22 protein-coding genes are annotated in these 20,492 nt (G+C 62.6%); 6 read left to right on the forward strand and 16 right to left on the reverse strand.

Annotation, left to right across the window (positions count from 1 at the left end; all coding sequences use genetic code 11):
- Position 1: 1 nt before the first annotated feature.
- From F6S08_RS03695 to F6S08_RS03745, 11 genes are all read right to left on the reverse strand, one after another.
- On the reverse strand, positions 2–1,012 hold the full coding sequence (locus F6S08_RS03695) for a FecCD family ABC transporter permease (protein WP_065940912.1): 1,011 nt from the start codon (positions 1,010–1,012) through the stop codon (positions 2–4).
- Positions 1,009–1,956 carry an ABC transporter substrate-binding protein gene (locus tag F6S08_RS03700; protein ID WP_074848626.1) on the reverse strand — a complete coding sequence of 316 codons (948 nt, stop codon included), beginning with the start codon at positions 1,954–1,956 and terminating at the stop codon, positions 1,009–1,011. The genes F6S08_RS03695 and F6S08_RS03700 overlap by 4 nt, the downstream gene beginning before the upstream one ends.
- Positions 1,953–2,735, reverse strand: coding sequence for an ABC transporter ATP-binding protein (locus tag F6S08_RS03705; protein ID WP_315871290.1), 783 nt, complete (start codon positions 2,733–2,735; stop codon positions 1,953–1,955). Before F6S08_RS03705 ends, F6S08_RS03700 begins: the two co-directional genes overlap by 4 nt.
- 44 nt (positions 2,736–2,779) lie before the next feature.
- Complete coding sequence (locus tag F6S08_RS03710; RefSeq protein ID WP_315871291.1) at positions 2,780–4,888, reverse strand: TonB-dependent receptor; 2,109 nt, start codon at positions 4,886–4,888, stop codon at positions 2,780–2,782.
- A gap of 152 nt (positions 4,889–5,040) precedes the next feature.
- Complete coding sequence (locus F6S08_RS03715) at positions 5,041–6,423, reverse strand: PepSY domain-containing protein (protein ID WP_315871292.1); 1,383 nt, start codon at positions 6,421–6,423, stop codon at positions 5,041–5,043.
- 132 nt (positions 6,424–6,555) lie between these two features.
- Positions 6,556–8,625: a TonB-dependent copper receptor gene (locus tag F6S08_RS03720; protein WP_315871293.1), complete on the reverse strand. Its 2,070-nt coding sequence runs from the start codon at positions 8,623–8,625 to the stop codon at positions 6,556–6,558.
- A 93-nt stretch (positions 8,626–8,718) separates the two neighbouring features.
- Entirely contained in the window at positions 8,719–9,120 is a 402-nt protein-coding gene (locus tag F6S08_RS03725) for a DUF2946 domain-containing protein (protein ID WP_108573609.1), read from the reverse strand.
- 11 nt (positions 9,121–9,131) lie between these two features.
- Positions 9,132–9,614: a copper chaperone PCu(A)C gene (locus F6S08_RS03730; RefSeq protein ID WP_074848636.1), complete on the reverse strand. Its 483-nt coding sequence runs from the start codon at positions 9,612–9,614 to the stop codon at positions 9,132–9,134.
- A 47-nt stretch (positions 9,615–9,661) separates the two neighbouring features.
- On the reverse strand, positions 9,662–10,057 hold the full coding sequence (locus F6S08_RS03735; RefSeq protein WP_065925576.1) for a DUF2946 domain-containing protein: 396 nt from the start codon (positions 10,055–10,057) through the stop codon (positions 9,662–9,664).
- A gap of 97 nt (positions 10,058–10,154) precedes the next feature.
- Positions 10,155–10,442 carry an addiction module antidote protein gene (locus F6S08_RS03740; RefSeq protein WP_065925575.1) on the reverse strand — a complete coding sequence of 96 codons (288 nt, stop codon included), beginning with the start codon at positions 10,440–10,442 and terminating at the stop codon, positions 10,155–10,157.
- A 3-nt stretch (positions 10,443–10,445) separates the two neighbouring features.
- Positions 10,446–10,754 carry a type II toxin-antitoxin system RelE/ParE family toxin gene (locus F6S08_RS03745; protein WP_065925574.1) on the reverse strand — a complete coding sequence of 103 codons (309 nt, stop codon included), beginning with the start codon at positions 10,752–10,754 and terminating at the stop codon, positions 10,446–10,448.
- A 518-nt stretch (positions 10,755–11,272) separates the two neighbouring features.
- Here F6S08_RS03745 and F6S08_RS03750 point away from each other — a divergent pair.
- Complete coding sequence (locus F6S08_RS03750; RefSeq protein WP_027607743.1) at positions 11,273–11,524, forward strand: DUF6124 family protein; 252 nt, start codon at positions 11,273–11,275, stop codon at positions 11,522–11,524.
- Between the two features lie 58 nt (positions 11,525–11,582).
- On the opposite strand, the gene F6S08_RS03755 is transcribed toward F6S08_RS03750, so the two are convergent.
- From F6S08_RS03755 to cbiE, 4 genes are all read right to left on the reverse strand, one after another.
- Complete coding sequence (locus F6S08_RS03755; protein WP_027607744.1) at positions 11,583–12,071, reverse strand: PIN domain-containing protein; 489 nt, start codon at positions 12,069–12,071, stop codon at positions 11,583–11,585.
- Positions 12,068–12,346 (reverse strand): hypothetical protein, encoded by a 279-nt coding sequence (locus F6S08_RS03760; RefSeq protein ID WP_065925573.1) that lies wholly within the window; start codon positions 12,344–12,346, stop codon positions 12,068–12,070. The genes F6S08_RS03755 and F6S08_RS03760 overlap by 4 nt, the downstream gene beginning before the upstream one ends.
- 128 nt (positions 12,347–12,474) lie before the next feature.
- A complete protein-coding gene (locus F6S08_RS03765) occupies positions 12,475–13,200 on the reverse strand; it encodes a cobalt-precorrin-6A reductase (RefSeq protein ID WP_065925572.1) in 726 nt (241 codons plus the stop codon).
- Positions 13,197–14,402, reverse strand: a complete 1,206-nt coding sequence (gene cbiE, locus F6S08_RS03770; protein ID WP_074848644.1) for a precorrin-6y C5,15-methyltransferase (decarboxylating) subunit CbiE — start codon at positions 14,400–14,402, stop codon at positions 13,197–13,199. The genes F6S08_RS03765 and cbiE overlap by 4 nt, the downstream gene beginning before the upstream one ends.
- A gap of 38 nt (positions 14,403–14,440) precedes the next feature.
- On the opposite strand from cbiE, the gene cobG reads away from it, so the two are divergent.
- From cobG to F6S08_RS03795, 5 genes are all read left to right on the forward strand, one after another.
- A complete protein-coding gene (gene cobG / locus F6S08_RS03775; protein WP_074848646.1) occupies positions 14,441–15,787 on the forward strand; it encodes a precorrin-3B synthase in 1,347 nt (448 codons plus the stop codon).
- Positions 15,780–16,406: a precorrin-8X methylmutase gene (locus F6S08_RS03780; RefSeq protein ID WP_065925569.1), complete on the forward strand. Its 627-nt coding sequence runs from the start codon at positions 15,780–15,782 to the stop codon at positions 16,404–16,406. The genes cobG and F6S08_RS03780 overlap by 8 nt, the downstream gene beginning before the upstream one ends.
- A complete protein-coding gene (locus F6S08_RS03785) occupies positions 16,406–17,137 on the forward strand; it encodes a precorrin-2 C(20)-methyltransferase (protein ID WP_065925568.1) in 732 nt (243 codons plus the stop codon). The genes F6S08_RS03780 and F6S08_RS03785 overlap by 1 nt, the downstream gene beginning before the upstream one ends.
- Positions 17,137–18,774 carry a precorrin-3B C(17)-methyltransferase gene (gene cobJ, locus F6S08_RS03790; RefSeq protein WP_315871294.1) on the forward strand — a complete coding sequence of 546 codons (1,638 nt, stop codon included), beginning with the start codon at positions 17,137–17,139 and terminating at the stop codon, positions 18,772–18,774. Before F6S08_RS03785 ends, cobJ begins: the two co-directional genes overlap by 1 nt.
- A 237-nt stretch (positions 18,775–19,011) precedes the next feature.
- Positions 19,012–19,791, forward strand: a complete 780-nt coding sequence (locus F6S08_RS03795) for a hypothetical protein (protein WP_065925566.1) — start codon at positions 19,012–19,014, stop codon at positions 19,789–19,791.
- Here F6S08_RS03795 and F6S08_RS03800 read toward each other — a convergent pair.
- The gene (locus F6S08_RS03800) at positions 19,788–20,384 is read right to left on the reverse strand and encodes a MarC family protein (RefSeq protein ID WP_003217330.1); all 597 of its coding nucleotides are present in this window, start codon (positions 20,382–20,384) and stop codon (positions 19,788–19,790) included. The two genes, F6S08_RS03795 and F6S08_RS03800, sit on opposite strands and share 4 nt — an antisense overlap.
- Positions 20,385–20,492 lie beyond the last annotated feature (108 nt).

A 20,492-nucleotide genomic window follows, 5' to 3' on the forward strand; every position in this document is an offset into this window, starting at 1 on the left:
GTCAGCGCTTGCGCATCAGGCCGATGAAGAACAGGCCGCCGATCGCCGCCGTGGCCACGCCAATCGGCAGGTCTTCGGGGGCGATCAAGGTGCGCGCCGCCACATCGACCCAGACCAGGAACAGGCTGCCCAGCAATGCACACACTGGCAGCAACCGACGATGCTCGGCGCCCACCAGGCGCCGGGCGATGTGCGGCACCATCAGCCCGACAAAGCCGATGGAGCCGCTGATGGACACCAGCACGCCGGTCATCAACGAGGCGACCAGGAACACCTTCAGCCGTACATTGCGGGCGTTCAGGCCAAGGGTCACGGCGGTCTGTTCGCCGGCCATCAGCGCGTTCAACGGGCGGGCCATGCCCACCAGCACCAGCAGCCCGAGCACTACGCTGGCGCCCGGAATCGCCAGCAGTTCCCAGCGTGCCAGGCCGAGGCCGCCGAGCATCCAGAACATCACCGCCGAGGCGGCGCGATGGTCGCCCATGAACAGCAGCAGATTGGCCGCCGCCATCATCACGAACGACACTGCCACGCCGCACAGCAACAGGCGATCACTCTCCAGCCGGCCATTGCGACTGGCTACCGCGAGCACCACGATCATGCTCGACAGGGCGCCGATAAAGGCGGCGATGGGCAAGGTCAGCAAGCCGATGATTTCACCTACATGCAGCACCACGATCACCGCGCCCAGGGTCGCGCCGGAAGTGACACCCAGCAGGTGCGGATCGGCCAGCGGATTACGCGTGACCGCCTGCAACACCGCACCGATCAACGCCAGCCCGGCCCCCACCAACGCCCCCAGCAGCATGCGCGGCACGCGGATCAGCCAGACGATAGGTACCTGCCCGGCCGACCAACTCACTTCGCCGATGCCGAAGACCTTGTACAGCAGGATGCGCCACACCACGTCCGCTGGTACCCGCGCCGGGCCGAAGCCCAGGGATATCACGCAGGACACCAGCAGCAATGCGCCCAGGGCGGCAAGCAGCAGGGTGTAACGACGGGTGATCATTCGCCGTGGAACCCCTTGGCCAGGGTTTCCACCGCCAGCACGTTATCGATGCCCGGCGTGGCTTGTACATACGGGATCACGATAAAGCGCTGGTTCCTGATCGCGTCCACCCCTTGCAGCGCCGGGTTGTTGAGCAGGAACTGCTGTTTTTGATCGGCGGTGACTTCGCTGTAGTCGACGATCACGATCACCTGTGGATTGCGCTCGACCACGGTCTCCCAGTTGACGCGGGTCCAACTGGCGTCGACGTCATCGAGGATGTTGCGCCCGCCGGCTGCGTCGATCAGCGCCTGGGGCATACCGAGGCGGCCGGAGGTCATGGCGCGGTCTTCACCGCTGTCGTAGAGGAACACGCGCGGCTTGTCGGCGGGCAGGTCTGTCTGCACCTCGGCGACCTGTGCCTGCATCTGTGCGATCAAGGCATTGGCGCGGTCCTGCACGTCGAAGATCCTGCCCAGGTTGCGCAGGTCGTTATAGGTGTCGTCCAGGGTCGCGGCCGGGCGCTTCATCACGAAGGCGCACGACTCGGTCAGCTCGTAGACGTTGATCCCCAGCGGCTGCAGGGTGTTCGGCGTCAGGTCGCCGCCCACGCGCATGCCGTAGTCCCAGCCGGCAAAGAAGAAATCCACATTGGCATTGAGCAGGGTTTCCACCGACGGGTACTTGCTCGCCAGCTCCGGCAGGCCATCGAGGGTCCGGGCCATGTCCGGGGTGACCGACTTCCAGCCGGTGATGCCGCTATAGCCGGCCATCCGCGGTTTGAGGCCCAGGGCAAGCATCATCTGGGTCATATTGATGTCATGGCTCACCGCATGCTTCGGCGCCTCCTGGAAGGTCACGTCGCGGTTGCAGCTTTTGACGGTGACCGGGTAATGGGTGGCTTCAGCGAAGGCTGGTGAAGCACCGAACAGCAGGGCCACAAGGGCGAAGGCGCGCAGGATCATGGTTGGGTTATCCAGGTGATGCGGGGATAGTCGGCCAGGGGATGAGTGTCGATCAGCGCCTCGACGCCGAACACATCGCGCAGCAGTTCAGTGGTCAGCACCTGGTGAGGCGTGCCGCTGGCGACGATGCGCCCGTGGTCGATCACGTAGAGCCGATCACAAAAAGCGGCGGCCAGGTTGAGGTCGTGGATGCTGGCCAGGGTGCCGATACCCAGGCGCTTGACCAGCCTCAACAGCTCAAGCTGGTAGCGTGGATCGAGGTGGTTGGTCGGCTCGTCGAGGATCAGCAATTGCGGTTGCTGGGCCAGGGCGCGGGCGAGGATGACGCGCTGTTTTTCACCGCCCGAGAGGGTGGCGAAGACATGCGCTTCAAAGCCCTGCATGCCCACCGATACCAGCGCCTGTTGCACCAGCTGCCGATCCTCCAGGGTGTCGCTGTCGAACAGGCCCTTGTGGGGCGTGCGGCCCATGGCGACCACTTCATCGACTCTCAGGCCAAAGGCATCCGGGAACTCCTGCAACACCACGGCGATACGTTGCGCACACCACTTGGCGCCTTGCTTCCACAGGTTCCGATGGGCGAGCAATACGTCGCCGCGTTCCGGCTGGGTGAACCGATAGGCGCAGCGCAACAGGCTGGTCTTGCCGCTGCCGTTGGGGCCGATCAGCCCGACGAACTCCCCCGCAGCGACTTGAAGGCCGGCGTCACGCAGTTGGAACGGGTGTTGGCTGTGGTTCGCCGGGGCCCAGTTGATGCGGGTGAGGGTGAGTGAAGTCATCAAGTCTCTCAAGGCCTGCAGGGATCTAACGGTGTTTTGGTCAGTTAGAAGGTGTAGTCCGCCGTGACGAAGAACGAGCGCGGTTCACCGAGGATCCATTGCTGGCCGTCGTTGTACTGGCTGACCGCGTAGGTGCGGTCGAACAGGTTGTTCAGTTGCAGGCCCAGGGTGGTGTTGCGCATCGCCTTCCACGACAGCGTGGCATCGACCACGGTGTAGCTCGGCAGCTCGTTCTGGTTGGCCATGTCGGCATACCGTGCATCGACATAGCGCACTCCGGCACCGGCGCGGATGTCGTCGCTCAGGGCCTTGCTCAGCCACAGGTTGGCGGTGCGGCGTGGCACGTCCACCGGGCGGTTGCCGTCGCGGGACACTTGTACGCCGTCGACAGCCTGTTTGAAGTCGTCGTACTGCGCCCGCACGATGGCTGCGTTGGCTTGCAGCGCCCAGGCGTGCGGCAGTTGCAGGTCGAGGCTGGCTTCCAGGCCGCTGGAGGATTGCTGGCCGACTTGCTGCTTGAGGTCCGGGTTGCCAGGGACGTCGGTGAGCAGTTTCTTCTTGACGATATGGTAGGCCGCCACTGTCCATTCGCCGCGTTGATCCCAGAAGGCCTGCTTGAGGCCGATCTCGGTTTGCCTGGCGGTGGAGAGGTCGAACTGCTGCTGGCCAGGGTTCAGGGAAATCAGGCCGCCGACCCCGTCGGTGCTGGTGGCGTACTGGCTGTAGACCGAGGTGTCGGGGGTGATTGCGTAGACCAGGCCAGCCTTCCAGTTATTGCCGGTGAGGGTCTTGTCGCTTTGGCTGGCGTCACGTAAATCATCGCGCTCGACGTGGGCGTAGTCGCGGCGGATGCCGGTGACCAGCGCCAGTTGGTCGGTGAGTTGCAGGCGGTTTTCGGCGAAACCGGCAACGGTTTTGGTGGTGGTGGCGAACAGCGGTTTGAACGGGTTCTGGCTGTCGAACCGAGCGGGCGCCGGATCGTTGATATCCACCGGCTGGCCGCCGGGCAGCACGTCGTTGAACGGTGAGTTGCTGGCCAGGCGGAAACGGATGCGGTTGTATTCCACGCCCGTCACGGTCTGGCTGTCGAGGCCGAACAGGCTGTGCTTGAAGGTGAAGGTCTGGCGATCGCCGACCTGTTCCTGGTTGTGCTTGATGCCGAAGTTGCCGCTGCGGGTCAGTTGCCCGTTGGTGACGTTGTAGTTCTCGGCGTTCTGCCAGCGGCGCTGGTTCTTCAGGTAGAACAGTTCATTGGTGGCACTGACGTTGTCATTGATCTGCCACTCGCTGGTCAGGCGCGTCCACTGGTCGTTGTAGTGCTGGGTGTCGTTGCTGACGTTGTAGTTCTTGTGGCGCAGGCCCTTGTGCAACTGGCCATTGATCAGCGGCGTGCCGAAGTAGTTCTGCGGGCGCTGGTCGCCATAGTCGCTGGCCAGGGTGAAGCTCAGGTTGTCCGCCGCCTGCCAGCGCAGGGCGCCGCTGACGAAGTCGCTGCTGGAGTCGCCATGGTCGATAAAGCCGTGGCTGCGCAGGCGGTTGAGGTTCAGGCGATAGCTCAGGGTGTCGGTCAGCGAGCCGCCGCTGTCCAGAGCTTGTTGCTGGCGATCGTAGGCGCCGTAGCCGAGGCGGAGGTGGTTTTCGATCTCGCCTTCGAAGGGTTTTTTCGGCACGGTATTGATCACCGCACCGGTGGCGCCTTCGCCGTACAGCACCGAGGCCGGGCCGCGCAAAACGTCTACGCGTTCCACCGCCCAGGTGTCCACCGGGAAGGTCGAGGTGCCCATGCCCATGTACATGCGGGTGCCGTCGTACAGTTGCATCACCGAGCCCTGGCCGGTAAAACCACGGGCCGACAGCGAGGTGCCGCCATCGCCCGGTGTGCCGGTGCGGCTGATGCCGGTGGCACGGGAAATGGCGTCCTGCACGCTGGCGTCGCCACGCTCGCGGATCTGCGTACCGGTCTGGCTTTCGACACTGCCCGGGGTTTGCAGCGCGCTGAGATTCAGGCGCGAGCCTGCGGTGGTCGGCGTGTTCAGGTCGACGTGTTGGTCATCCACGGCCGCTGCGGTCACCGGGCTGGCGGGCAGGGTCAGGGCCTGGGCGCTGTCATGCAGGGCGAGCAGGCACAGGCCGGACACTAGGTACTTGTTCATTGGGCGGAAAATCGCTTCTTCGAGGCGGTGCTCGCCGCTGGGCGCGGCGAGCTGAGGTATGCAGCAAGTGTTATAAGTTAACACTTCCTGCGTCTTTGGCGAAAGCCCGCGTAAGACTACCTAACGCCTCTATGTAGGGCATCTCGCCTACTTCATAGCGAACCTGAGGTGGATTCACGTTGGCTGAACAACCGTGACAACACCAGGCGATCCAGCGCCCAGACCGCGATCAATGAGGCGCCCACCAGCGGGAACAGGAGCGCCAGCGCGAGCATGATCACCATCGCGGTTTTCCACTTCGGCAGGTCATGACGCAACGGCGGAACACCCAGGCCGCCCTGGGGCCGACGCTTCCACCAGATCACCACGCCACTCACCGCGCTGAGCAGGATCATCAGGCAGATCAGCAGCACGATCAGCTGGTTCACCCAGCCGAACATCTTGCCTTCGTGCAGCATCACGCCGGTCTCGGTGGCCCGTGCCACAGTGTTGTAGTGCGCCCAGCGCACATCGGCGAGGACCTTGCCGGTGTACTGGTCCACATGCAGGGTAGCGTCGTTGCGCGGGTCGTCGGCGAACACCGCGACGGTGAACACGCCTTCGGCGGTGGTGGGGAAGGTGATGCTGTAGCCGGGCTCGACCTTGCGTGCCGTGGCCAGGTCCACCACCTGTTGCAGGCGCACCGTGGGCGCGGCGGGAGCAGCGTGCATGGCGCCGTGGTTCATGTGTTCGGCATGGTCGCCGGACATCGGCATCGGCGTGTTTTCCATCGCCCAGGGCACGGTCTGTTGCGTTGCGGTATTAAGTACCCGCGCCTGCTGATCGGACTGCGGCACGTTGCTCCACATCGCCGCCGGGAAAGTGTTCCAGAGGTCGGCGTATTGCTTGCCCCAGAAGCCGGTCCAGGTCATGCCGCTGAGCAGCATCACCAGCAGAAACGCCGCGCCCCAGAAGCCGGCGAAGGCATGCAGGTCACGCCAGAACACGCGGCCACGGCTCGTGAAACGCGGCCATAACACCCCGGCCGACGTTTTGCCGCGCGGCCACCACAGGTACAGGCCGGACACCACCAGCATCACGCCCCAACCGGCGGCGAGCTCTACCAGGCGGTCGCCGACGGTGCCGATCATCAGCTCGCCGTGCAGGGCGCGGGCGATGGCTTGCAGGTTGTTTTTCGCATCCTGCTCGCCGAGTACGGTGCCGCGATAGGGGTCGACGAACACCGTCACTTCGCGCCCGCCGACGTGCATCACGAACTGCGCGCTGCTGGTGGCGTCGACGGGTGGCAGGTACTTGCTGATCTTGCCCTGGGGAAAGGCCGCCTGGGCGCGTTGCAATTGCTCGTCGGCGCTCAAGGCGTGCTCGGCGCTTTGCACCTTGAGCAGGTCGCCGTACATCAGCGGATCGAGCTGGGGTTTGAACAGGTAGATGATGCCGGTCAGGGCCAGCAGCACCATGAAGGGGGCGACGAAGAGGCCGGCGTAGAAGTGCCAGCGCCAGGCCAGGTTGTAGAAGGAAACTTTTTGAGTGGTCATCGGGGATGCTCCGCAAAGCTTGAATTTTTTGTCGTTGATCAGGCCGCTATCGGGGGCAAGTCGAATCGTCGCACCGCCCCTCCCACATTTGGAGTGCGTTCCTATGTGGGAAGGGGGGCGCCCCCGATGCGTTTAGAAGCTCATGTCGACCTTGGTCCAAAGGGTCCGCCCCGGCTCCTTGATGGACTGCGGATCGTTGGCCGGGTAGCCGAATCCGGCGTTGCCGGCCAGGTTCAGGTGTTCGGCGTAGGCCTTGCCGAACAGGTTGTCGACGCCGGTGCTGACCTTGAAATTCTTGTTGATGCGATACGCGCCATTGACCGAGAACACGCCAAAGCCGCCGCTCTTGTCGTAGTCCTTGCCGACCACATTGCCCTTGTTCTGGTCGATGCGGTTCTGCGCCGCCACTACCCGCCACAACGCGCCGGCACTCCAGTCGTCTTCGCTGTAGGTCAGGCCGAAGCGTGCGTCCAACGGCGGCATTTGCGGCAGGGCCTTGCCGTCGCTGCTGTTCTTGCCCCAGGCGTAGGCGAGGGTGGCGTCGGCTTTCCAATTGGGGGTTAGCTTGTAGGCCGCGCCCACTTCACCGCCCATGATGCGTGCGTCCACATTGCGCGCCTGGGAGGTGGTGCCCATCATCCCCGCCCGGTAATCGAACAGGATGAAATCACGCACCTGGCCGACGTAGCCCGACGCCCAGGCTTCGAGGTCGTCGGCTTTGTATTGCGCGCCGAAGTCGAGTTGGGTGGTTTTCTCCGGTTTCACGCCATCGAAGGCGTTGACCGAACCAACCGCGCCGGTGTTGGGCGAGAACAGCTCCCAGTAATCCGGGAAGCGTTCCGAGTGGCCCAGGCCGGCATAGAGCGTGGTCGGGCTGTCGGCCAGGTCGTGCTCGTAACGCATAAAGCCCGAGGGCAGGGTGTCGGCGCGGGTGTCGTCGGCGGTCGGGTTGGCGCGTGCACTCATCCCGGAGCCGGTGGTTTGCCGGAAGTCCTTGGCCGAGGCGCGGTCCAGGCGTGCGCCGGTGATCAGGCGATCACGCTCGGCGGCGTACCAGGTGAGTTCGCCGAATACGCCGTAGTTGTGGAAGTTGGCGTCCTTGACCTTGGGCAAATCCTTGTAGGTGTCGATGCCCATGCTGCTGCGTTGGCGGTGTTCGTTGGTCTGCGCATCCAGGCCGCTGATCAGTTGCACATCGGCCCAGCGCCAGGTGGCCTTGATGCGCGCGCCGAGGGTGCGGCGGTCGACGTTGGAGGCCATGGGCCCGGCCATCATCCCGGTGCCCGAGGGCGTGCGCAGGCTGTAGTTGTCCATCACGTGGTCGGCATAGTTGTAGTAGACCTGGGCTTCGACCTTATCCAGCACTTCGCCGATATTCGATTTCTCGAAGCGCAGGCCCAGGCTTTCGCGCAGGAACTGCGAACCGTCCATGCCGCGCCCGGCGTAACGCGCTTCGCCGTCGCCACGGCCGGCGGTGAGCTCCAGCAGGGTGTCGGCATCCGGGGTGAAGCCGACGGTGACGTCGCCATTCCATTTGTCGTAGCGCGAGGCGACGGTGTCGTTGTTGCCGTCCTTGTAGTCATCGGCATGGGCCTGGTTGCCGATCACCCGCACATAGCCCAGCGGCCCACCGGCGGCGGCATCGATGACCTTGTCGAAGCGCCCGTTGGAGCCTGCCAGCACACTCGCGTTGAGCCGCGTGCCGAGTTCACCGAAGTGTTCCGGTTCGCGCTCGAACAGGATGGTGCCGGCTGAAGCACCGGGGCCCCAGAGTACGGTTTGCGGGCCCTTGATCACGGTGAGCTTGTCGTAGGTTTCCGGCGAAATGTACGAGGTCGGCGCATCCATCCTGCCGGGGCAGGCGCCGAGCATCATGCTGCCGTTGGTGAGGATGTTCAGGCGCGAACCGAACATGCCGCGCAGTACCGGGTCGCCATTGGTGCCGCCGTTGCGTACCAGGGCGAAGCCGGGGATGGTCTTGAGGTAGTCGCCGCCGTCGCTGGCGGGCACCGGTTGGCGCGGGTCCTTGGGGTTGGTGACCACGGTCAGCGGCGAGCTGGGCGCAATGGCGGTGATCACGGTGGGCGTCAGCTCATGCTCGGCGTGTTCATCGGCCTGGGCGTAGGGAACGAGCAGGGCGCCGCATAGGGCAGCGAGCACAGAGGTGCTTCCCAAACGGGAGTCAGCAGTAAACCTGGACATGACAAATTCCATCAATCAATCGTAAACAACACGGCCAGCAGCCTGCGGCTGTCTGTCTAAAGTCGGCCGGGGTGAAGTAACGGTGGCAGGGGCTTACGAGGCGATGGGCGGGGCGCGGCTGCGGGCGCCGGGGAAGATGCTCTGCCGGGCATGGCCCAGGCGCGGTGCGGGGGTAAGGGCATTGGCCGGCGGCGGGGTACCGATGGCCGTGAATGACACGCTGCCGGGCAGGGCCGGGCAACTGTAGAGCAAGTCGCAATAGCCGCACTTGGACCAGAGGGCGTGGTGTTCGTCAGGGGCTTTCTTGTGATGGGCGTCGCCGTGGTCGCCGGGCATGTCCATGGACATGTTCATCGACATACCGGCGTGATGATCCATCGGCATCGCTTGGGAAATCAGCGGACCGATAAAGATCATCAGCATGGCGAACAGGCTGATCCAACTGCCGCGCTTCACGCGGCGGTGTGGGGATAGCCTGGCGCGAGGGGCGCCCATCTGGAGTCAGTCTATTGAGGGTGCTTGTGCTCGTGGCCGACCATCGGCGGTACTTTCTGTACCGAGACTTCCACCTCGACCTTGCCGGCTTTTTCAAAGGTCAGGGTCAGCGGGAATTGCTTGCCATCGGCCAGCAGGCTGCGGTCCTTGAGGCCCAGCAACATGACGTGATACGCCATGGGCGCGAAGGTCAAGTCACCCTTGGCCGGTACGGCAACGCTGGGGACTTGCTGCATCTTCATCAAGTCGCCCTGCATCACATGCTCATGCAGCTCGGCCTTATCGGCCACTGGCGTGTCGACACTGAGCAGGCGATCCGGTGTCGCACCGGTGTTATGAATCACGAAATACGCGGCGACGGTGGGCGCGTTGGGCGGCAATTCCTGGGACCAGGGATCGCTGACCAGCAGGTCGCCGGCCTTGTAGTCTTCGGCATTGGCAGCACTGAACACCGGCAGCAGCAACGCAGCCAGAAGCAGGGAAGATTTAAGCATGGCAGTTCTCCAGAACGGTTCTAAACGCAGTTCACTTGCGAAGAAGATCAGGCCGTCGGAGAGGCGCGGGGGTTAAGGCTCGGCCATTGCTGGCGCGGGGTTGGGGTTTGCAATGGTGTGTGTGGTTGACGCTGTACCGTCTCGAATCGCGTGAGATACAACTGCGGCACATGCCCCGGCAACGCCACCAACGGCGCCGAGCCCGAGCAACACCAGCAATGCTGCATGGTGGAATGATCGTCCGGCTGCGGCGCCGGAATCTCCAGCTTGCCCAGGGCAATGGTCTTCAGGCTGGCGCCAGTGGACGAACAGAAACTGCCCCACAGCAATTGCTGCACGGGGTCCTTGGACTGCTGCATCGCGCTGGCCATTGGCATGGCAAAGGCGTTGAACAGCACTGCAAGGCAGGCGATCCAGGCAATTGCAACGCGTTGACGGGCCATGGCGGACAATCCGTAGGGTTAAACGATCAGGCGGGTATTTAGCCTGATCGGGGGGGATAAGTAAAAAGTGGTGGTGTGGTTTGGTGTCGCAGTGCTATCAGATCGCTGTAGCGTGAAGCTTGAGGCCCAAAGCCTTCATGACTTTCATGATAGTCGCGAACTCGGGATTGCCATTGCTGGAGAGGGCTTTGTATAGACTTTCTCTTCCGAGGCCGGCGTCGCGAGCAATTTGGGTCATGCCTTGGGCGCGGGCGATGTTGTTGAGCGCTGAACGAATCAGCAATCCGTCACCAGAATCCTCTTCGAAAGAAGCTTCGAGATACTCCGCCATGTCCTCAGGAGTCGTCAGATGCTCGGCTATGTCGAAATCTTTAAATTGAGTCATGGGTCACTCCTTTTTCTCAAATTCTTCGGCAATTTCTTTAGCTCGCTCGATGTCGCGTTTTTGCGTTGATTTATCGCCACCTATCAACAGTAGATAAACCACCTCACCTATACGCTTGAAGTACACCCGGTATCGGTATCCAGGACCATAGTGGATGCGCATTTCGGATACGCCATTTCCGACGTTTTCGCAGTCTCCAAAATTGCCCATTCTTGCGTTGTCCAATCTTGTAAGCACACGTCCATGGACGGGTTTACTGCGTAGCGAATAAAGCCATTCCTGAAACTCATCAGATCTCTTGAAGTGAATCATCTCGGATCGTATTCCTTGGGATACATGTTGGCAAGTTTCGACGCGCTGCAAAAAGCAGGCGTCCCCCTCGCGGATGGCTGACGCGAAACCGCGAGGGGGGAGGTTAGGGCGGGGGCTTTTGGCTGAGCCAGCCAGCTTGTTCGGAAGTATTTGTAGGGGCATTCGCCTTTCGACGGTCAAGCCTGATAGATGGATGTCCGGTTGGCTATTCGTCTAAAAAGAAATTTCCGACAAGCCTTTGAGGTTGTCCCTAGGACGCTTGATCTCTAGTCTCCGTGCACCGCTGCCAACGCGGCGGACGGGCGTCGCGGCCCGGGTTTTCTAAGAGCAAAAGCGCTATCGCCTGCTTTCAGTTGATGCTTTTTTATCGTCTACTGTGCGGCTAAATGGTGGCTGTGCGCGGGATACCTTCGGGTATGCCGGGATGCCTTAGACCGGTCCGCGAACCTGCGTACAGCTGCCACCCTATCGCGTCGCGGCGAATCAGTGGCAGCTCCACCTTTCTAAGGAGCTTCACAATGATCAAACCCACCCCAAATCCCCCCGTTCGGCTCTTCACCGTGGCCGATGGCATCAGCACCGAAGACCTGCTGGTCAACCTCAGTGAAACACTTGCTTCGGCCAACGCGCTGAGTTGCGACCTTGCCTTTAACCTGGAAGGCGCACCACGCGAGGAATTACTGGGCGTTGCGCAGTTGATCGAGCTGGCACAATTGCTCGCTGACAGGGTGCACGAAGGCGCAGGGCAGGCAACCGCCGCGAGTAGTTAACAAGTTCGATGAGCGATCGTTCCTGCGCATATGTGTGGGAATGATCGTGTGGCAGGTCTTAGACCTCCCAGCTGGCTTCCCGTATATGATTGAAGTTGACGACATCTACGCAGTGCTGATGAGCAAACCCAGCGACTCTGAGATCGTCAGTCAAAACCAGATAGTTATCTTTTGCTGCGGCAACAATGCCAACGTCGGTAAGGCCGTAGGGTGACAGCTCATAATCGCGACTTATATCCAAGGCTGGATGATGGACTTCGATTATTGTTGATAGTGAGTTTTTTAACGTTGCATAAAAATCGCGCAGCTTGTTTCCATGAAGTCCATTTGTCAGGTTGCTGACTTCAGCGAGAATGTGAGGGGTTGAAACAAGTTTTTCGAACTGGTCAATCACTTTGAGCAAAAGTTGATAGTCTGCATCGCTGTAGCCGCGTGTTCTCTTGAACTCCACGATGCTGGACGTTCCTCCTATCAGTGCCAGAAGCAGCAAGTTAGTATCAACGATGATTCCTTTTCTTCGGTATTGCTTGATGTAGGCTTCGATCATACTTCGCGGATCTTCATGGAGCGGAACTCGCCAGTCTCCGAGTCGATGATGAATGTTTTGTATTTTCTTGCATGCATTTGTCCGGCTAAAGATGCGCCTAGCCTTTCATAGTTATTAGGGTTGGGGACATTGAAGCCCAGTGTTATTGCCCAGGTTTTATTGTCTGGGTCTAACTCTACTTCCTCAAGCATCAGGTCTTGTAGTGCTGTTTCTTGCCCGAGAAAGTCGTTTGCGACCGCCTTGGCGACTTGTACGGCTTCTTTAACTTCTATCATGTCAGCTCCTGAATACCGTTGGGCCTGGCTTGAACTGTTCCTGGAGTTTAGCACTTCGTGTTGTGGGTTCATCGCCGTCCCTTGAGGTAACAAAATAGATTGGATAGAGGGTGGCGGATGATCCTGATCTATCGAATGAAATCTGCCAACGAATCGATTGTTTCTGCGGGCGACAAAAGCTCCCGATCCACCGCCGCCAATACCGGCCGCTTCAACACCAACACCGGCACCCCCCGTTCCCGCGCCACTTCCAGCTTCGGCTCAGTGGCGGTGCTGCCACTGTTCTTGCTGATCAGCACATCAATCCCCCGCCGTTCAAACAGCGAGCGTTCGTCTTCGATCAGAAACGGCCCGCGCGCGCCGATCACTTCACACCGCTCATTGCCCGGATACACATCCAGCGCGCGCAACGTCCAGAACTGCTCGGCGGGGATTTCGTCGAGATGCTGCAATGGCTCGCGACCCAAGGTGAACAGCGGACGCTTGAAGGGTTTCAAGGCGTCGATCAATTCAGCCCAGTCACTGACCTCCCGCCAGTCATCGCCGGCCTGCGGCTGCCACGCCGGTCGGCGCAACGCCCAGCAGGGGACACCGCACAACTGCGCCGCCAGCGCGGCGTTCTGGCTGATCTGCGCCGCATACGGATGGGTCGCATCGAGGATCAGGCTGATCTGTTCGTCGCGAACAAACTGCGCCAACCCTTCGGCGCCGCCATAACCGCCGACACGCACTTGGCAGGTAAGATCGGTAGGCACACGCCCCACACCCGCCAGGCTGTAGATATGCTCCGGCCCCAAGGTGCGCGCGATAGCCAGCGCTTCGGTCACACCGCCCAGCAGCAGGATGCGTTTCATCGCGGCTTGACCACTTCCAGCAGGGTGATTGGAAGCGCCTGCCGCCACGTATCGAACTCACCCAGTGGCTGGGCCTGAGCGACGTGGATGCGCGTCAGTTCGCCGCCATGCGCCGCGCGCCAGTTCATCAAGGTCATTTCACTTTGCAGGGTGACGGCATTGGCCACCAACCGACCGCCGGGGCGCAGGTGTTGCCAACAGGTGTCGAGCACACCGTCGCGGGTGACGCCGCCGCCGATGAAGATGGCGTCGGGAGCTGTAAGGCCGTGCAACGCTTCCGGGGCTTTGCCACGAATCAACTGCAAACCGGGCACGCCGAGGGCGTCGCGATTGTGTTCAATAAGGCTCTGGCGGCCTTCGTCTGCTTCAATTGCCAATGCTCGGCAGCTCGGATGGGCGCGCATCCATTCGATACCGATGGAGCCGCTGCCCGCACCCACGTCCCACAGCAGTTCGCCGGGCATCGGGGCGAGGCGGGCGAGGGTCATGGCGCGCACATCGCGTTTGGTCAGTTGGCCGTCGTGCTGGAAGGCGGAATCGGGCAAGCCAGCGAGGCGCGACAGACGTGGTGTGTCGCTGGAGGCCAGGCAGTCGATGGCGACCAGGTTCAAATCGGCGACACAGGCGTGCTGCCAATCCTCAGCCAAACCGTCGATGCGCCGCTCATTCGCGCTGCCCAGGTGTTCAAATACTGTCAATCGGCTGGGCCCAAACCCGGATTCAGCCAACAACGCAGCAATCAACGCGGGACTGCCGCCGTCATTACTCAGTACCAATAAACGCACACCTGTGGCCAGATGCGCATTGATCGCCGCCACTGGCCGTGCCACTACGGACAGCGTCACCACCTCCTGCAACGGCCAGCCCAGCCGCGCCGCCGCCAACGACACCGACGACGGCGCCGGTAAAACCAGCAGTTCTTCAGCCGCCACCTGTCGCGCCAGGCTGGCCCCCACGCCATAAAACATCGGGTCACCACTGGCCAGCACGCACACAGGCTCGTCACGCCGCGCCAGTACCGGTTCCAGGGAGAACGGGCTCGGCCACACCTGGCGCTCACCGCGAATACACACCGGCAACAGGTCCAACTGGCGCTGGCCACCTATAATCCGCGAAGCGCGCAACAGGGCATGCCGGGCATTCCTGCCCAGCCCCTTGAAGCCGTCTTCACCGATGCCTACAACCGTCAGCCAGGGCGACATATCAATTCCTTGAGCGACATCCGACGGGCAGGCTTTTCATGCCGCCGGACAAAGCAGGCATAATACCGCGCCTTTACCCGTCAACCGGTAGCCCCGTGAACCCAACGCCCGCTGTGAATACCTTGCGCCCCTCGGCTTGTCCGGGGTTGCTGCGTATCGTCCAGGCGTTGGATGGCGGCATCTGCCGGATCAAACTGGCCGGTGGCTCGATCAGCGCCGCCCAGGCCCGTGCCGTGGCGGACGCGGCCCAGGCCTATGCGGGCGGGGTGATCGAGGCGACCAACCGCGCCAACCTGCAGATACGTGGGATCGGTGCCGAGCAAGACGCCTTGATCGCCATGCTGCTGGCCGCCGATCTGGGCCCGAGTAACGCCGCTGGCGATGACGTGCGCAACCTGATGCTCAGCCCCAGCGCCGGTATCGACCCGCAGATGCTGTTCGACACCCGGCCGCTGGCCGAGCAGATCCTCGCCACCCTGCAAAACCGTCCGCGTTTCCATGAGCTGTCGGCCAAGTTCGCCGTGCAACTGGATGGCGGTGAGGCCCTGGCGATGCTCGAGCATCATCATGATCTGTGGCTGTCGGCGTTCGTACGCAATGGCGAGACACTCCTCGCGTTCGGCCTGGCAGGTTGTCCAGGATTGGATGCACCGTTGGCCGCCGTGCCGTTGGCACAGGGTCATGGGTTGGTGGTGGCAGTGCTGGAGGCGTTTCTTGACCTCGCCACCCCCGAGCAAACCCGCATGCGCCACCTGGCTGTGGATAAGTTGTTGAGCCGCCTCAGCCTGCCGCTGCTGCCGGCCGATGGCTTCAAACGCCCGCCCAGCGGCGCTTTGCTGCACCTCGGGAGTTATCCACAGGCTCAAAGCAATCAATTCTACGTCGCGGCCATCGCACCCTTGGGGCGCCTGGATTCGACGATGCTCACAGGCGTGGCGCAGCTCGCCAGCGAATATGGCGACGGCACCTTGCGCTTCACCCCCTGGCAAGGTGTGTTACTGCCCAACGTCGAAAAACCTCACGCCGTGACCCAACGCCTGGCGCAACTGGGCTTCCTCTGCACCGTCGACCAACCCTTGGCCCGCGTGATCGCCTGCACCGGTTCCAGCGGCTGCGCCAAAGCCCTCGCCGACACCAAGGCCGACGCCGTGCGCTTGGCCGCGCTGCATCCCGGCCATGACGTGCACCTGTCCGGCTGCCCACGTTCCTGCGCCGCCGCACATATCGCGCCGGTCACCTTGCTGGCGGTGAGCCCCGGCCACTACGACCTGTATTTTCGCGATGCAGCCCACCCCGGTTTCGGCCGGCTGCGCGCACGCACCCTTTCCATTGAAGCGGCGGGCGCCTTGCTGCGCGCTCACCCACGGAGCAACACCGATGATTGATTACATCCGCGACGGTCAGGAGATCTATCGCAACTCCTTCGCCATTATTCGCGCGGAAGCCAAGTTGGAGCGTATCCCGGCCGACCTGGAGAAACTCGCGGTGCGGGTGATCCATGCCTGCGGCATGGTCGAGGCCATCGACGGCCTGCAGTTCTCCGAAGGTGCGGGTAAGGCCGGGCGCGATGCGCTGGCCGCTGGCGCGCCGATTCTGTGTGATGCGCGGATGGTCTCCGAAGGCGTGACCCGTGCGCGCCTGCCCGCCAACAACCCGGTGATCTGCACCCTGCGCGACGACAGCGTGCCGGAGTTGGCGCGGGAGCTGGGCAATACCCGCTCCGCTGCGGCCCTGGAGCTGTGGCGTCCGCACCTGGAAGGTAGCGTGGTGGTAATCGGCAACGCGCCGACCGCGTTATTCTACCTGCTGGAAATGCTTGACGCGGGGGCACCGAAACCGGCGTTGATCCTCGGCTTCCCGGTCGGCTTTGTCGGCGCTGCCGAATCCAAGGCGATGCTGGCGGCGGACAGCCGTGGCGTACCGTTCGTGATCATGCAGGGCCGCCTGGGCGGCAGTGCCATGGCCGCGGCGGCGGTGAATGCGCTCGCCACGGAGGTCGAATAATGCCGGCACGCGGACGTTTGATCGGCCTGGGCGTCGGCCCCGGCGACCCGGAACTGATTACCCTCAAGGCCCTGCGCCTGCTGCGCGAATCGCCGGTGGTGGCCTATTTCGTGGCCAAGGGCAAGAAGGGTAACGCCTTCGGCATCATCGAAGACCACCTGGTGCCGCAACAAACCCTGATGCCGCTGGTGTACCCGGTAACCACCGAAGCGCTGCCGGCGCCGTTGTCCTATGAACAAGTGATCAGCGACTTCTACGACACCGCCAGTGTCGAGGTGGCCGTGCACCTGGACGCCGGTCGCGACGTGGCGGTGATCTGTGAAGGCGATCCGTTCTTCTACGGCTCCTATATGTATTTGCATGACCGCTTGGCCGAGCGCTACGAAGCCCAGGTTATCCCCGGTGTGTGCTCGATGCTTGGCGGCGCCTCGGTGCTGGGCGCGCCGTTGGTGTATCGCAACCAGAGCCTGTCGGTGCTGTCGGGCGTATTGCCCCACGAAGACCTCAAGCGCCGCCTGGCGGATGCTGACGCGGCGGTGATCATGAAGCTGGGGCGCAACTTCCCCAAGGTGCGCCAGGTACTCGAAGAACTTGGCCTGGCCGAGCGCGCGCTGTATGTGGAGCGCGCGACCATGGCCAACCAGAAAATCGTGGCGCTGGACCAGGTGGAGCCGATGTCTTCGCCGTACTTCTCGCTGATCATCGTGCCGGGTGAAAGGTGGCAAGGTTGATGAACCCGGCGATTGTCATTCTGGGCCAGGGTAGCCTGGCCACCGCGCGCAGGATCCAGCAGGTTTACCCTGGGGCACTGATCCACGGCCTGGCCGGGCGGGTTGAGGGGGCGGACCAGCCTTACGGCGAATTCGGCGCGACCCTGCGTCAGCTCTACCAGCAGGGCACGCCGCTGATCGCCCTGTGTGCCGCCGGCATCGTGATCCGCACCCTGGCGCCGCTGCTGCTGGAGAAAGGCGAAGAACCCGCCGTGCTGGCCGTGGCGGAAGATGGCAGCGCCGTGGTGCCGTTGCTCGGTGGTCTTGGCGGTGTGAACGTCATGGCGCGGGACATCGCGGCAGCACTGGGTGTCGCTGCGGCGATCACCACCAGTGGCGAGCTGCGTTTCGGCACCTGCCTGCTCAACCCGCCTGCGGGTTATGAGCTGGCGGACCTGGAACTGGGCAAGCGCTTCGTGTCCGACCTGCTGGCCGGCGAAAGCGTGCGCATCGAAGGTGCGGCACCGTGGTTGGACCAGGCGAATTTGCCTCAGGACCAGCAAGCGCATCTAGCCATTCACGTGGGCAGTGCCGAGCGTGTGCCTTCCGCCAACGAGTTGCTGATCTATCCAAAGACGGTGTGCGTGACCTGCAAGCCGGGTACGCAGTTGGCCGAGCGTGTGCGCGCGGCCTTGCACGAGGCGGGCATTGCCGTGCAATCCCTGGCGTGCCTGTTGGCCAGCGATACGCAGATGGCTGACCCGTCGTTGCACGAAGCCGCGTCGGCGTTGGGCGTGCCGCTGCGCTTTGGCGGCGTTACCCAGGCTGCCGATATTGTCATCGAGGTGGCTGATCAACCGCTGGACCTGGCCCAGGTCGGCCGCCGCCGTGGCCGCCTTGCCGTGATTGGCCTGGGCCCTGGCGCCGCCGAGCTGATGGTGCCGGCGGTCAAGGCCGAACTGGCGCGCTGCACCGATGTGCTGGGCTATGAAACCTATGTGCGCATGGCCGGGCCGTTCCGTGACGATCAGGTACAGCATTGCACCGATAACCGCGAAGAGATGCAGCGCGCCCGCCACGCCTTCGAGCTGGCCGCCCAGGGGCGTTCGGTGGTGGTGGTGTCGTCCGGCGACCCGGGCGTCTTCGCCATGGCGGCGGCGGTGATCGAGGCGTTGCACGAGTCCGGCGATCCGGCGTGGCATCAGGTCGACCTGGAAATCCTGCCGGGGGTTTCGGCCTCCCTGGCCACCGCGGCCCAGGCCGGCGCGCCGTTGGGCCACGACTTTTGCGTGATGTCGCTGTCGGACAACCTCAAGCCCTGGTCGATCATCGAAAAGCGCCTGGACCTCGCGTCCCAGGCCGACCTGGCCCTGGCGTTCTACAACCCGATTTCGCGTTCGCGGCCTTGGCAGCTGGGGCGCGCCCTGGAAATAGTCGCGCAACACCGCACGCCTGAGACCCCGGTAGTGCTGGGTCGCGATATCGGTCGCCCCGGCCAGACCCTGCGCGTCACCACCCTCGGGCAACTCACGCCAGACCAGGTGGACATGCGCACCATGGTGCTGGTCGGCTCATCCACTACCTGCACATTCCCTCGCGCCGATGGCGGTGAATGGGTGTACACGCCGCGCTGGTACGGTGCAAAGCCTGCCTCCTGAAAACGCTTGGGTGGCTGCACGAAAGCTCCGAATGACAATGGGTGATCACCTGCTGTTGCTCGGGGCTTTTTCTTTTTTGAGTGACGAAAGCCGGAAGGCCCCGAGGGGCGCCCTGTCATTGCTGGGCAGCGTTTTTTGCCGCGTGCCGGCAAGCGATGTTTGTGGGATGGAAGAGCCGCCGCTGACTGGACTAGTGTGGACACAAGCCCCGAGCCGGGGTGTTTGTGGAGAACTGAAATGGAGCGACATCACAGAAGGATCAACAACACAAAACGGCGCAAGTTGATTGCGCGCTACACATTGCCGAGGGCGCGAGGTGCGCAGCCCTCATTGCCGCTCGACACGGAGGACGACTGCAACGCGGCGGTAGTCAACAACAGCGTGATTTCGTTTGCCGAGGGGCTGTCCGGGTTGAACCGGGAATACATCCGCAAAAGCTATCTGCTGGCCAGCGGCTACGTCAGCGATGTATTGAAAATCCAGCGAGGTACCGAGGCCTGGTACGACGAATTTATCAAGGTGATGATCAGCCTGGGCTGGCTACCGGTGCGCAGCAGTTTCGAGCGGGTCTCACAGTCGGGCAAGGGCCTGACCGTGCAACTGGCGGCGTTGAATATCATCACCGCGATACTGGCGGGGGTGTCGGTTTCGGGACCGCTGGTTACGGCGCTGCCGAAACTGGCGGCCGATGCGCTGGAGGCACTGAAGCAGCAACCGAGTTCTTTCGAACTGTTCAAGCGCAACAGTACGGTGCACCAGGGCGGTGATTTCGGCCTGGCATCCTGCGCCGAAACCGACGGCGAATTGATGATGGTGCTGGTGACGTACAGCACCCAAGGCGTGAACAAACAGGTTGGGCTGCCGTTTCTGGAGTGGGACAGTTCCTCGTTCGAGGCCTTCAGCGGGCAGACCTGCCTGGTGCTGAATACCTCGATGGTCAACGAAAAAACCCTCCAACTGATGCGCGAGAGCGCGGGCGACAAGGTGCAGTCGGCGATTGCCAAATACCGGATCTAAGGCACCAGGTAGCCGCGCACCCCGGTAAAGATGATTTGCGCGGCGAGGGCACACACGAACAATCCCATCAACCGACTGACAATCTGCAGGCCCTGGTCACCGAGAATCCGTTCGATACGGTTGGACAGGTACAGCACCACACCGACCGTGAGGCTGGCCAGGGCGATGCTGAGGATGGCCGTGATCTTGTCATCCCAGTGCGGTTGGCTGACGCCCATGACCAACAGCGCACCGATGGTGCCGGGGCCGACCGTGAGGGGAATGGTCAGCGGCACGATGGTCACGTCCTGCTGCACATTGTCGGTCTGCACGGCCGACTTGCCCTGGGCCATGCCCAGGGCGGAGATAAACAGCACACTGCCGGCGCCGATGCGAAAGGCATCCACGGTGATGCCGAACACGCTGAAGATCACCCGGCCGAACAGGTAGAGCAACACGCTCGACACCAGGGTCGCCAGCGCTACTTTCCAGGCCAGGCGCCGCCGCTCTTTGCTCGAATAACCACGGGTCAGGCTGATAAAGCAGGACAGCACGAAGAACGGGCTGTAGAGCACCAGCATCTTCAGGTAAACGCTGAATAACACGTGGAGCATGGGGGGGCTCGCAGGCGGGGAAAGTGTGGAGAGTCTATCAGGCGCCAGAGATCAAATGTGGGAGGGGGCTCGCCCTAATGCCAGTCAGTTACAGTGTTCGCTCTTGAC

It is taken from the genome of Pseudomonas sp. JV449 (genome assembly GCF_032424295.1).
Lineage (GTDB): Bacteria > Pseudomonadota > Gammaproteobacteria > Pseudomonadales > Pseudomonadaceae > Aquipseudomonas > Aquipseudomonas marginalis.

What these genes read in the sequence shown, in the direction of transcription:
- F6S08_RS03695 (WP_065940912.1), bottom strand. Translation starts at nt 1,012, where the DNA reads ATGATCACCCGTCGTTACACCCTGCTGCTTGCCGCCCTGGGCGCATTG.
- F6S08_RS03700 (WP_074848626.1), bottom strand. Translation starts at nt 1,956, where the DNA reads ATGATCCTGCGCGCCTTCGCCCTTGTGGCCCTGCTGTTCGGTGCTTCA.
- F6S08_RS03705 (WP_315871290.1), bottom strand. Translation starts at nt 2,735, where the DNA reads ATGACTTCACTCACCCTCACCCGCATCAACTGGGCCCCGGCGAACCAC.
- F6S08_RS03710 (WP_315871291.1), bottom strand. Translation starts at nt 4,888, where the DNA reads ATGAACAAGTACCTAGTGTCCGGCCTGTGCCTGCTCGCCCTGCATGAC.
- F6S08_RS03715 (WP_315871292.1), bottom strand. Translation starts at nt 6,423, where the DNA reads ATGACCACTCAAAAAGTTTCCTTCTACAACCTGGCCTGGCGCTGGCAC.
- F6S08_RS03720 (WP_315871293.1), bottom strand. Translation starts at nt 8,625, where the DNA reads ATGTCCAGGTTTACTGCTGACTCCCGTTTGGGAAGCACCTCTGTGCTC.
- F6S08_RS03725 (WP_108573609.1), bottom strand. Translation starts at nt 9,120, where the DNA reads ATGGGCGCCCCTCGCGCCAGGCTATCCCCACACCGCCGCGTGAAGCGC.
- F6S08_RS03730 (WP_074848636.1), bottom strand. Translation starts at nt 9,614, where the DNA reads ATGCTTAAATCTTCCCTGCTTCTGGCTGCGTTGCTGCTGCCGGTGTTC.
- F6S08_RS03735 (WP_065925576.1), bottom strand. Translation starts at nt 10,057, where the DNA reads ATGGCCCGTCAACGCGTTGCAATTGCCTGGATCGCCTGCCTTGCAGTG.
- F6S08_RS03740 (WP_065925575.1), bottom strand. Translation starts at nt 10,442, where the DNA reads ATGACTCAATTTAAAGATTTCGACATAGCCGAGCATCTGACGACTCCT.
- F6S08_RS03745 (WP_065925574.1), bottom strand. Translation starts at nt 10,754, where the DNA reads ATGATTCACTTCAAGAGATCTGATGAGTTTCAGGAATGGCTTTATTCG.
- F6S08_RS03750 (WP_027607743.1), top strand. Translation starts at nt 11,273, where the DNA reads ATGATCAAACCCACCCCAAATCCCCCCGTTCGGCTCTTCACCGTGGCC.
- F6S08_RS03755 (WP_027607744.1), bottom strand. Translation starts at nt 12,071, where the DNA reads ATGATCGAAGCCTACATCAAGCAATACCGAAGAAAAGGAATCATCGTT.
- F6S08_RS03760 (WP_065925573.1), bottom strand. Translation starts at nt 12,346, where the DNA reads ATGATAGAAGTTAAAGAAGCCGTACAAGTCGCCAAGGCGGTCGCAAAC.
- F6S08_RS03765 (WP_065925572.1), bottom strand. Translation starts at nt 13,200, where the DNA reads ATGAAACGCATCCTGCTGCTGGGCGGTGTGACCGAAGCGCTGGCTATC.
- cbiE (WP_074848644.1), bottom strand. Translation starts at nt 14,402, where the DNA reads ATGTCGCCCTGGCTGACGGTTGTAGGCATCGGTGAAGACGGCTTCAAG.
- cobG (WP_074848646.1), top strand. Translation starts at nt 14,441, where the DNA reads ATGCCGCCGGACAAAGCAGGCATAATACCGCGCCTTTACCCGTCAACC.
- F6S08_RS03780 (WP_065925569.1), top strand. Translation starts at nt 15,780, where the DNA reads ATGATTGATTACATCCGCGACGGTCAGGAGATCTATCGCAACTCCTTC.
- F6S08_RS03785 (WP_065925568.1), top strand. Translation starts at nt 16,406, where the DNA reads ATGCCGGCACGCGGACGTTTGATCGGCCTGGGCGTCGGCCCCGGCGAC.
- cobJ (WP_315871294.1), top strand. Translation starts at nt 17,137, where the DNA reads ATGAACCCGGCGATTGTCATTCTGGGCCAGGGTAGCCTGGCCACCGCG.
- F6S08_RS03795 (WP_065925566.1), top strand. Translation starts at nt 19,012, where the DNA reads ATGGAGCGACATCACAGAAGGATCAACAACACAAAACGGCGCAAGTTG.
- F6S08_RS03800 (WP_003217330.1), bottom strand. Translation starts at nt 20,384, where the DNA reads ATGCTCCACGTGTTATTCAGCGTTTACCTGAAGATGCTGGTGCTCTAC.